We start from the raw sequence: 11,126 nt of genomic DNA, 5'->3' as shown, positions 1-11,126 counted from the left end.
TATATTTTGGTTTTGAAGGCAAATTCATATATAATTAATTTCATATAATAAAAGTGGTTAAACGGTGAACATCGGCAGGCGAACGAAGTTCGCGCGTTAGGTGAACTAACATCTGAGCATGAAATGCTCAATATAAAATTAACCAGTTAAACAAACACCAAAAACAACATAAACTTAAATTTATAATATAAATTATAATTTTGAAAGTTAAATTAATATATAATTAACTTACATATACTAAAGTGGTTAAACGGTGAACATCGGCAGGCAAACGAAGTTCGCGCGTTAGGTGAACCAACATCTGAGCATGGAATATAAATTATTCATTCTTAATTTCTATTTTAATTTAAAACGATAAAAACATCTTAATATCACGCTGCTTAACAATTTTTTATTCATTTATGCCTGACATATAAAACACCTTCCATGGTATTTTACCACAGAAGGTGCCTTTGATATTGTCAATCTTCTTTAAATTACAGCCACTTTTAAAGTTTTGACTATTATAACATTCATTGATTCAATGCAATAACATTTGAATTTATTATGTTATTTATTTGCTCTCCTCCACAATTTTATCTATAACATTCTGCGGAGCTTCCTGATATCTGTCAAACTCAAACTCAAAGTCGCCCCTAGCCTGCGTCATTGACCTTAAATCGGAAGCATATGAGTGCATTTCAGCCATAGGGATTTCTCCCTCTATCATAGTTATACCATCGCCGACCGGCTCCATACCAAGCATTTGTCCGCGGCGCTTATTTATATCGCCTATGATATCACCGGTATAACTATCAGGAGCATAAACTTTTAAATGACCGATAGGCTCTAATATTACCGGAGATGCCTGAGGCATACCGGCCTTATACGCCAAGTTTGCAGCCATCTTAAAGGCCATTTCAGAGGAGTCAACATCATGATAAGAGCCATCAACCAACGTTGCTTTTAAACCAACCATTGGGTAACCAGCCAAAACACCATGCTCCATTGCATCCTGCAAACCCTTTTCAACAGCCGGGAAATATCCCTTAGGCACACTGCCTCCGAATATTTTTTCTTCAAACACCAAGCCTTCTGAATCCGTAGGTTCAAACTCTATCCATACATGACCATACTGACCATGACCGCCCGACTGCTTCTTATGCTTTCCTTCTACCTTAACTTTTTTCCTGATTGTTTCGCGGTAAGGAACCTTTGGTTTCTCAAATGATATATCAACACCAAATTTATTCTTTAGCTTTGAAACAATAACATCAATATGCTGGTCGCCAAGACCTTTTAAAAGCTGCTGTCTAGTCTCCTTGTTAATTTCAAAAGCAAATGTTTTATCCTCGTCCATCAGTTTTATCAATCCCTGGGCTATCTTATCGTCATCACCCTTGTTTTTGGCAACAACAGCAAGCTCCATATTTGGCTTTGCAAATTTTATTCCCTCAAGCTGATATGGGTGATTAAGTCCGCTGAGTGTGTCGCAGGTTTTTGTTTTGGATAATTTTGAGACCATACCTATATCACCTGCATTAAGGCACTCTACCTCAATTTGCTTCTTGCCCTGCATAGTAAAAATCTTTCCTATCTTCTCGTTTACATCACGGTTCATATTATAAACCGTAGTATCAGGAGTCATCACTCCGGAAAAGACTTTAAAGTATGACATTTTGCCGACATACGGGTCAGCAACCGTCTTAAACACTAACGCACTAAGCGGGTCGTTGCTGTCAACCTTTATACGGGATTCACTGCCGTCTTTTTTCTTGGCTATTATAAAGTCCTCTTTTGCATTAGGAGACGGGAAGTATGCGCTTATTGCATTAAGCAGAGACGGTATACCAAGATTATGATAAGCGCTTCCGCAAAGAACCGGAACTATATCGCCTTCAGCAACGCCCTCGCGAAGAGCGGAATACATCTCAGGCAAAGTAAATTCTTCACCTGAAAAATATTTGTCCATCAGCTCCTCGGACTGTTCTGCCACCGCTTCTTTAATCATTTCACGGAGCGGCTCCAGCTCGCCTTCAATACCTGCCGGCATTTCTCCGGTTATAGTACGGTTGCCGTCAAATATTCTAGCCTCCTGCTCGACAACATTTATAAATCCGGTTATTTTATCTCCCTCTTTAAGCGGCAGCTGGAAAGGGGCGATCTTTTTGCCATACTTATCTTTAAGCTGCTGCAAAACTTTTTGATAATCCACACGTTCGTCATCAACCTTATTTATAAAGAACATTTTAGGAATACCATATTCTTCACAATACTTCCAGGCTTTTTCAGCTCCGACTGTCAAACCCGATTTTCCTGAAAGAACTATAATAGCGGCGTCAGATACCCGCAAAGCCTGCTGAACCTCTCCGACAAAATCAAAATATCCCGGCGTGTCCAAGATATTAAACTTAGTACCATTCCACTCACACGAAGCGAGAGATGCAGAAATAGAAAACTTACGCTTTATCTCCTCAGGGTCAAAATCCATGACCGTTGTTCCTTCCTGCGTTTTTCCCATTCTGTCAATGTTTCCGGCAGTGTACAGCATTGCCTCAGCAAGGCTGGTCTTTCCTGAGTTTCCGTGACCCAGCAAACAGAAATTTTTAATTTTTGATGTCTCGTATTGTTTCAAAATTCAGCCCTCCAAAATATGTATTTTAATATTTACTATAATTTTATTACTTTTTAGGAACATAATGACGTTCCAAACTGTCTTTTTAATTTTAACTCATTTTAATAAAACATTCAACCGAAAACTGCACAATGTTCAAAAATATTTTTGTGCATATTGCACAAGCAAAATTATAAAAAATAAGTCCCGAACAATTATATCTGTTCAGGACTTATCATATTAATATCTGTTATCGTATATTCTAGCAGTCTTTTTCTCGCTCCTCGGCAAATCTCCAACCGATACTGGTTTACACTTTATCGTTATTCCTATACGGTCTTTAAACTCTTTAACTATATTTCTTTCAAAAACCTTCATATCAGTTCCGTTTTTAACCTCAACAAACAGAGTGAAAATATCTTTGCCGTTAAGATGGTCTATCATAACCTGATACTCGCTTGAAGCATCTTCGATTGTACTCAAAAATTCCTCTATCTGGCTCGGGAAGATATTTACGCCTTTAACCTTTACCATATCATCAGTTCTGCCCAGTATAACGTCAATTCTCGGATATTTTGAACCGCATGGACAATCCCCGGTCATAATTCTTGTAAGGTCATGAGTGCGGTATCTGATTAACGGAGCGCCTTCCTTTTTCAAAGTTGTTATAACTAATTCTCCAACCTCACCGTCAGGCAAAACCTCACCAGTTTTCGGATCCACAATTTCGAAATATATATAATCATCCCACATGTGCATTCCGCATTTAGAATCACAGCTCATACCAATACCGGGACCATAAACTTCTGTCAAACCATAAATATCATACAATTCAACACCAAGCTCATCAGCTATGCGGCCGCGCATTTTTTCTCCCCAGCGCTCCGAACCTATAACCCCTTTTTTAAGACAGATATTATCTTTTATTCCTCGTTTCTCTATTTCCTCTGCAAGCAGAAGCGCATAAGACGATGTGGCGCATAGAACTGTTGATTTCATATCCTGCATCATGCGAAGCTGTTTATCAGTGTTTCCGGGTCCCATAGGAATTACCATAGCGCCTAAACGTTCCGCTCCCAGCTGGAACCCAATTCCGGCTGTCCACAGACCATATCCCGGCGTAATATGAATCCTGTCCTTATTGGTTATCCCGGCCAGCTCATAACAGCGCGCAAACATTTTTGCCCAATCCTCAACATCCTTTTTAGTGTAAGGAATAATAACGGGGGTTCCTGTTGTACCGGAAGACGAATGAATTCTTACTATCTCCTCCTCAGGCACCGCCATTAATCCCAAAGGATATGCTTCTCTCAAATCACCCTTCCAGGTGAACGGAAGTTTTTCAAAATCTTCCTGGGACTGTATCGAATCAACATCAATTCCATCAAATTTCTCTTTATAAAAACAATCCATAGATGTAAGTTTTTTAATCTGAGCCTTTATAATATCAAATTGTTCCTGCGTCATTTTCATAATAAATCTCTCACTCTCCGAATAATTTACTCCTGCTCAGCGGCACGGAGCGCTTTTTTATTAAGCTCGTGGAATCTCTCATCCAATCTCTCGGCCATAGCCGACTCAAGCTCGTCTAATGTAATGCCTAAAGCGCCTGAAGACGCTGCCGCTCCCAGCAGCACCATATTCATCACTTTTGCACTACCTAATCTTTTGCAAATCTCATCTGTATCCACGACTATCAAATTTTCTGTTTTATTATCCAGATAGCCGAGCATATCTTCTGAACCGGAATAGCTTCCCATACCAAGACTGGCAGTCACCGGCAGCACCGCTTTGCTGCTCACAACAACCGTTCCGCCATTCTTTAGATAAGGCAGACATCTCACAGCCTCTGCCGGCTCAAATCCAATTATAATATCCGCTTTTCCATATGGTATCAGCGGAGAATACTGATTCTCGCCGACCCTGACATGACTGACAACGCTGCCGCCTCTCTGAGCCATACCGATTGTTTCAGCGGTTTCAGCAAACAAACCTCTCTTCATAGCGGCTGCAGCAATCATCCTCGAAGCCAAAACCGTTCCCTGTCCGCCTACGCCGCAAAGAAGACAATTTATCTTATCTTTCATTTTCTCCGCCTCCCTTGATAGCTCCAACCGGACATACTTTCTCGCATAAACCGCATCCATAACACAGTGACGGCTCTATATACGGTGCTCCATTTTTAAGCACAATAGCCGGGCACCCCAGCTCTGTGATACATCTTTTGCATGACACACAGCTATCAGTAATTGTATAGCATGGGTCCGGTTTGGCAACCGCAATACACGGAGCCTTAAATATAACCGCCCTAACACCGCTTCCATCCATAAGTGACTGCACGGTTTTTACAGCGTTTTCAAGGTCTAATGGATTGGCGGTCTCAACGCGTTTTACACCGACTGCTTCCAATATCTTTTTTATATCTACTTTATCAACAACATTGCCCATCATAGTTTTTCCGGTTCCCGGATGAGGCTGGTGCCCTGTCATGGCTGTTGTGGAATTATCAAGAACAACAAGGATTATATCAGTCTCATTATAAACTGCGTTTATAACTCCGGTTATTCCTGACGCAAAAAACGTGCTGTCTCCTACAAATGAGAAGTTTAAAGCGTCTTCTTCTATCCTATGAAGTCCCTGCGCCACTGTGATACCTGCGCCCATACACAAACATGTGTCAGTCATATCAAGAGGTTTGGCATTTCCCAGCGTATAACATCCAATATCGCCGCTGAACACAGCTTTCTTTCCCTCAGCAGCTTTCTTAACTGCATAGAAAGAAGCGCGGTGAGGACACCCGGCACAAAGCACCGGCGGACGCACCGGAAGTTCAGGCATATCTGTATCATCATTCTTAGTCTCTTCAAGTTTAATATCCAAAAATTCCGCTATAACTTTTTTTACACTCTCAACAGTATTCTCTCCGGCACACTGGACATGACCGCTCTCTTTCCCAACAATATCGACATCCAAATGATACTTTCCGCAAATATGTAAAAGAGCCCTTTCAATCACCGGGTCGAGTTCCTCAATAGCAATAACTTTTTTTAATCCTGTCATAAACTCAATAGCTTTTTCTTCCGGGAACGGAAACGGCGTCGCAACTTTCATAAGGCGCACATTAGGATCGCCCAAAAGCTTCAAAGCCTCCTTAACATAAGCGTAGCTTACTCCGCCTGCCGCAATACCCAAAACTGTATCGCCATTGTCAGAATACTCATTTCTTTGATACTCTTCAGAAAAAACTTTTGAAAGCTCCTTATTTCTGTTCTCAATCTTTATATGATTCAAATATGAAGTTTTGGGAAATATCACCCATCTCATAGTGTCCTTAACAAATCCGTCAGGTGTATTTTTCTTTATTTCATCTCCTGATTTAAGCTTTATGGAAGCACACGCATGACATATTCTTGTGGTAGGTCTGAATATTACCGGCGTTCCATACTTATGAGAATATTCGAAAGCTTCTCCTATCATCTCATAAGCTTCTTCAGGAGTAGTCGGGTCAAATACAGGCAGCTTTGAATACATCGCAAACGTTCTCGTATCCTGCTCTGTCTGTGACGATATTGGCCCGGGGTCGTCAGCCACTACAACCACCATAGCGCCCTTTATCCCTACATAGGCTAAGCTCATAAGCGGGTCGCTGGCAACGTTAAGCCCGACCTGTTTCATAGTAACAATACTATATGCTCCGGCATATGCGGCTCCGGCGGCAACTTCCATAGCCGCCTTCTCGTTTATTGACCATTCAACATAAACTGATTTATCAATATTGCGTTTTGCAACACTCTCCAATATTTCAGTAGACGGGGTTCCGGGATATCCGCATACAAGATTAACCCCGGCGTGCATAGCTCCAAGGCCTATTGCCTCATTTCCCATTAAAAACTCGTTTTCCATTTTACTGCTTCACCTCATTTCTTAACAGATATTAATATATCATATTTGCTCTGTATTTTCAAGAACAATAATCATCAAAGAAAAAAATACCGCCGAATACACGGCGGTATAAATAATCAACACTTTATTTTGCAAGCTGCTTTTTGCCCCAAATCGGCGGAAGCGACGGTATCATATGAGCTCTTGAAAGGGCAGAGCCAACAATAACGGCTATAACATAATCAACTATATGATGAGCAAATGTTCCTCCTATTGTTATCCACATCATCGCCAGGTTTGAATAACTGCTGCTTGTAGACGCGCCTACAGCAAAGAATATAAGAACAACTATTCCTTCAAACACTGCATGAACTACCCCGGTAGCCAAACCTGTAACAGTAAGATTCATACCCTTTTTCAGCATATATGCGCCCATAATTGCGAACACGATATGTGAAGCCGCTCTAACCGCAACAACCAGCGGAGCTGTAAAGAAAAATCCAATAGTAGTTCCAACAGCAGTGAACACAGCAGTCCACGGAGAGATAAACATAGCAATAATCACCGGAACATGAGCCATAAGCGTTGCGCTGTACGGTCCTACAACAATTCTAAACGGCGGACCCGTAAAAATCATTGGTATTAAAATTCCGATGGCTATTAATAGTGCAGAAATAACCAAATCTTTAGTTTTTAGTTTTGTTCTCACAAGAACATCCTCCCTAATATGTAAAATATATAATGTATACTAAAAATACATATACTTATTTTAGGATAACACCGTTTACAGAATTTGTCAATATATTTTTTATAATTTAATTTGTTAAAACATTCACAAACTCTTGCCTGCTGTTTTTACAAATTTGAGAAGTTTTTTTAGAAAAAAAGGGTTGATAAATTTAGGCGGTTAGGGTAAAATTATCCTTAGAAAATAAGCATAAATAAATTAATTACATTAATGCTTTACCTTAACAAATTAAAAATAATTAAATCTTAACATATTTTTGGAGGTATTTTAATGAATAAAAAAACTGTTGATGACATTCAAGTTAAAGGAAAAAAAGTTTTGGTACGCTGTGATTTTAATGTTCCTATAAAAGACGGAAAAATCACTGACGAAACGAGAATAAACGGCGCTATGCCGACAATTCAGAAACTCGTTGACGAAGGTGCAAAAGTTATTCTTTGCTCACACATGGGAAAGCCAAAAGGTCAGGTAGTTGAAAGTCTTTCACTGGCTCCTGTTGCAAAAAGCCTGTCTGAAAAACTCGGCAAAAATGTTGTATTTGCTGATGACGACAATGTTGTAGGTGAAAATGCAAAGGCTGCTGTTGCTGCAATGAACGACGGCGACGTTGTTCTTCTTCAAAACACAAGATTCAGACCTGAAGAAACCAAAAACGAAGAAAATTTCAGCAAAGAATTGGCTTCTCTTGCAGAAGTTTTTGTAAACGACGCATTTGGAAGCGCTCACAGAGCTCACTGTTCTACAGTTGGAGTTACTGAATACCTCAGTCCTTGTGTTTCGGGATATCTGCTGGCTAAAGAGATAGATTTCCTAGGCAACGCAATTGATAATCCGGTAAGACCCCTGGTTGCTATTCTCGGTGGCGCTAAAGTTTCTGATAAGCTGAATGTTATTTCAACTCTGCTTGAAAAATGCGACACTCTCATCATCGGCGGCGGTATGGCATATACTTTTCTAAAAGCTAAAGGTTATGAGGTAGGAACATCTTTGGTAGATGAAGAGAAAATCTCATACTGCAAAGAAATGATGGAAAAGGCTGAAAGTTTAGGAAAGACTCTGCTTCTTCCTGTAGACACAGTTGTTGCAGCTGAGTTTCCTAATCCTATTGACGCTGAAATTCCGGTTGAAACCGTTAGTGCTGACGCAATTCCTGCAAACAAAATGGGGCTTGATATAGGTGAAAAAACAAGAGAAATATTTGCAGATACCGTAAAGACTGCAAAAACAGTTGTATGGAACGGTCCTATGGGCGTTTTTGAGAATCCGATTTTAGCTAAAGGAACTGTTGCGGTTGCGCAAGCACTGGCAGATACAGACGCTACAACAATTATAGGTGGCGGCGACAGTGCAGCAGCAGTAAATATTCTCGGATTCGGAGACAAAATGAGCCATATCTCAACCGGCGGCGGAGCTTCAATGGAATTCTTGGAGGGCAAAATTCTTCCGGGATGCGCTGCTCTTGATGATAAATAAATTATTATCCTATATAAATAGTTTTAAAATTATATGAACATTTCTAATTATTATTTGTATATATATTTATACAATAAGAGTTGAGATATATAAAAGAAAGGCTGTGGAATTTAATGAGAAAAAAAATCATTGCCGGCAATTGGAAAATGAATAAAACCCCTTCAGAAGCAGCAGTTTTAGCTTCAGAAATCCGCAATAAAATATCAGATGCAAAATGTGATGTGGTCGTTTGCCCCACCGCTGTATGTATACCGGGTGTTGTATCAGCTCTGGAAGGAAGCAGCATAAGCGTCGGAGCACAAAACGTTCACTTTAAAGAAAGCGGAGCTTATACCGGTGAACTTTCTTCCGCAATGCTGAAAGACGCAGGAACCTTATACACTATTATCGGACACAGTGAAAGGCGTCAATACTTCGGCGAGACTGATGAAACCGTCAACCTTAGAACTAAAGCCGCTGTTGACGGCGGTCTTATCCCAATAGTCTGCGTCGGCGAAAGTCTTTCCGAGAGGGAAAACGGAATTATGCCGGAAACCGTATGCCGGCAGACAAAACTTGCTTTCCTGAATATTCAGAAAGACGACGCTGAAAATATAATTATAGCTTATGAACCAATTTGGGCAATTGGAACAGGCAAAACCGCCACAGCCCAGCAAGCTGACGAAGTCTGCGGTATAATCCGAAATACTATTAAGGAACTTTATGGCGAGGACACAGCGGAAAAAATCAGAATACAATACGGCGGAAGCATGAATGCAGGCAACGCGGAAGAACTCTTGTCTATGCCAAACATTGACGGAGGTTTGATAGGAGGCGCCAGCCTCAAACCCGATGATTTTGCAGCTATCATTAAAGCCGCTGACTAACAAAACGAATTTAAGGAGACATTGAATATGAGCAAAAAGCCATACGCGTTAATCATTATGGACGGATTCGGCGAAAACAGCCGTCATGACGGAAATGCAATATATGCTGCCAACACGCCGAATATTGATAAGTATATGAAAGAATGCCCCACCTCTATTGTTCACGCATCAGGAATGGACGTTGGTCTTCCTGACGGTCAAATGGGCAATTCCGAAGTGGGACACACAAATATCGGAGCAGGCCGTATCGTTTATCAGGAACTTACCCGAATCACAAAATCAATTGCTGACGGAGATTTCTTCACCAACGAAGCACTTATGGGAGCTATCGAAAACTGTAAGAAGAATAACAGTTCGCTTCACATTTTAGGTCTTCTTTCACCCGGCGGCGTACACAGTCATCAAAATCATCTGTATGGATTGCTAGAGCTGGCAAAGAAGAACGGACTTACAGATGTGCATGTACACGGATTTCTTGACGGACGTGACGTTCCCCCTTCCTCCGCTGAGGAATATATTAAGGAGCTTATCGCAAAGGAACGTGAAATCGGCGTTGGCGACATTGCCACAATAAGCGGAAGATATTACGCTATGGACAGGGATAACAGATGGGAAAGAGTTCAAAAAACTTATGACGCTCTTGTAAGAGGTATAGGAAACACAGCTGAAAGCGCTGTTGAGGCTATTCAGAATAGTTATAATGATAAAGTCACTGACGAATTTGTTGTCCCATGCGTTATCGAAAAGGACGGCAAGCCAATCGGTACCATTAAAGAGAATGACTCCGTCATCTTCTTTAATTTCAGACCTGACAGAGCAAGAGAAATAACCAGAACAATAGTTGATCCAAACTTTGAAGGGTTTGAAAGAGACTTTTTCAACACCTATTTTGTTACTATGACACAGTATGACGCAACTATGCCAAATGTTAAAGTTGCATTCAAGCCTGAGTCGCTGTCAAACACATTTGGCGAATATATGAGCAAACTGGGTAAAACACAGCTCCGTATTGCCGAGACCGAAAAGTATGCACATGTTACTTTCTTTTTCAACGGCGGTGTTGAACAGCCTTATGAGGGCGAGGACAGAGCATTGATAAACTCGCCTAAAGTTGCGACTTATGACATGCAGCCCGAAATGAGCGCTCCTGAAGTAACCGAGGAAGTTGTAAAGCGGATTAAGAGCGGCAAATACGACGCAATAATCTTAAACTTTGCAAACTGTGACATGGTAGGGCACACCGGAGTTTTTGAAGCTGCTGTTAAAGCCGTTGAAACGGTTGACAACTGCGTAGGTCAAGTAGTTGACGCTCTTTTGGAAATGGGCGGCGAAGCTCTGATTACTGCCGACCACGGCAATGCTGACCAAATGGTAGACTATGAGACAGGCGAGCCGTTTACAGCCCACACAACAAATGTGGTTCCGCTGATTCTGATTGGCAGAAAAGACGCTAAATTAAAAGAAGGACGTCTTGCTGATTTAACCCCAACTTTGCTAGATATGATGGGGCTGGAGAAACCTGACGAAATGACCGGAGAATCATTACTTGAAAAATAAAACTTCT

Annotated in this window: 8 protein-coding genes; 3 read left to right on the top strand and 5 right to left on the bottom strand. The window is 41.0% G+C overall.

What is annotated here, in order from left to right:
* Nucleotides 1-553: 553 nt before the first annotated feature.
* The 5 genes from fusA to B9O19_RS09755 form a co-directional block, all read right to left on the bottom strand.
* Complete coding sequence (fusA, locus tag B9O19_RS09775) at nt 554-2,614, bottom strand: elongation factor G (RefSeq protein WP_102366238.1); 2,061 nt, start codon at nt 2,612-2,614, stop codon at nt 554-556.
* A 219-nt stretch (nt 2,615-2,833) separates the two neighbouring features.
* Nucleotides 2,834-4,066, bottom strand: a complete 1,233-nt coding sequence (locus tag B9O19_RS09770; RefSeq protein WP_102366237.1) for a phenylacetate--CoA ligase family protein — start codon at nt 4,064-4,066, stop codon at nt 2,834-2,836.
* A gap of 26 nt (nt 4,067-4,092) precedes the next feature.
* Nucleotides 4,093-4,680, bottom strand: coding sequence for an indolepyruvate oxidoreductase subunit beta (locus B9O19_RS09765; protein ID WP_102366236.1), 588 nt, complete (start codon nt 4,678-4,680; stop codon nt 4,093-4,095).
* Nucleotides 4,670-6,496: an indolepyruvate ferredoxin oxidoreductase subunit alpha gene (gene iorA, locus B9O19_RS09760; RefSeq protein ID WP_102366235.1), complete on the bottom strand. Its 1,827-nt coding sequence runs from the start codon at nt 6,494-6,496 to the stop codon at nt 4,670-4,672. The genes B9O19_RS09765 and iorA overlap by 11 nt, the downstream gene beginning before the upstream one ends.
* Nucleotides 6,497-6,620: 124 nt before the next feature.
* Complete coding sequence (locus B9O19_RS09755; RefSeq protein WP_102366234.1) at nt 6,621-7,184, bottom strand: hypothetical protein; 564 nt, start codon at nt 7,182-7,184, stop codon at nt 6,621-6,623.
* Between the two features lie 309 nt (nt 7,185-7,493).
* Here B9O19_RS09755 and B9O19_RS09750 point away from each other — a divergent pair, with 309 nt between their 5' ends.
* The 3 genes from B9O19_RS09750 (at nt 7,494) to gpmI (ending at nt 11,119) form a co-directional block, all read left to right on the top strand.
* Nucleotides 7,494-8,696, top strand: coding sequence for a phosphoglycerate kinase (locus tag B9O19_RS09750; protein ID WP_102366233.1), 1,203 nt, complete (start codon nt 7,494-7,496; stop codon nt 8,694-8,696).
* Between the two features lie 113 nt (nt 8,697-8,809).
* Nucleotides 8,810-9,562 (top strand): triose-phosphate isomerase, encoded by a 753-nt coding sequence (gene tpiA / locus B9O19_RS09745; protein WP_102366232.1) that lies wholly within the window; start codon nt 8,810-8,812, stop codon nt 9,560-9,562.
* A 27-nt stretch (nt 9,563-9,589) separates the two neighbouring features.
* Nucleotides 9,590-11,119, top strand: coding sequence for a 2,3-bisphosphoglycerate-independent phosphoglycerate mutase (gene gpmI / locus B9O19_RS09740; protein ID WP_102366231.1), 1,530 nt, complete (start codon nt 9,590-9,592; stop codon nt 11,117-11,119).
* Nucleotides 11,120-11,126 lie beyond the last annotated feature (7 nt).

Origin of the sequence: Monoglobus pectinilyticus, assembly GCF_002874775.1 — a bacterium.
GTDB classification, from domain to species: domain Bacteria; phylum Bacillota; class Clostridia; order Monoglobales; family Monoglobaceae; genus Monoglobus; species Monoglobus pectinilyticus.
The sequence above is the reverse complement of the archived record's forward strand: the minus strand, read 5'-3'. Positions and strand labels throughout refer to the sequence as shown.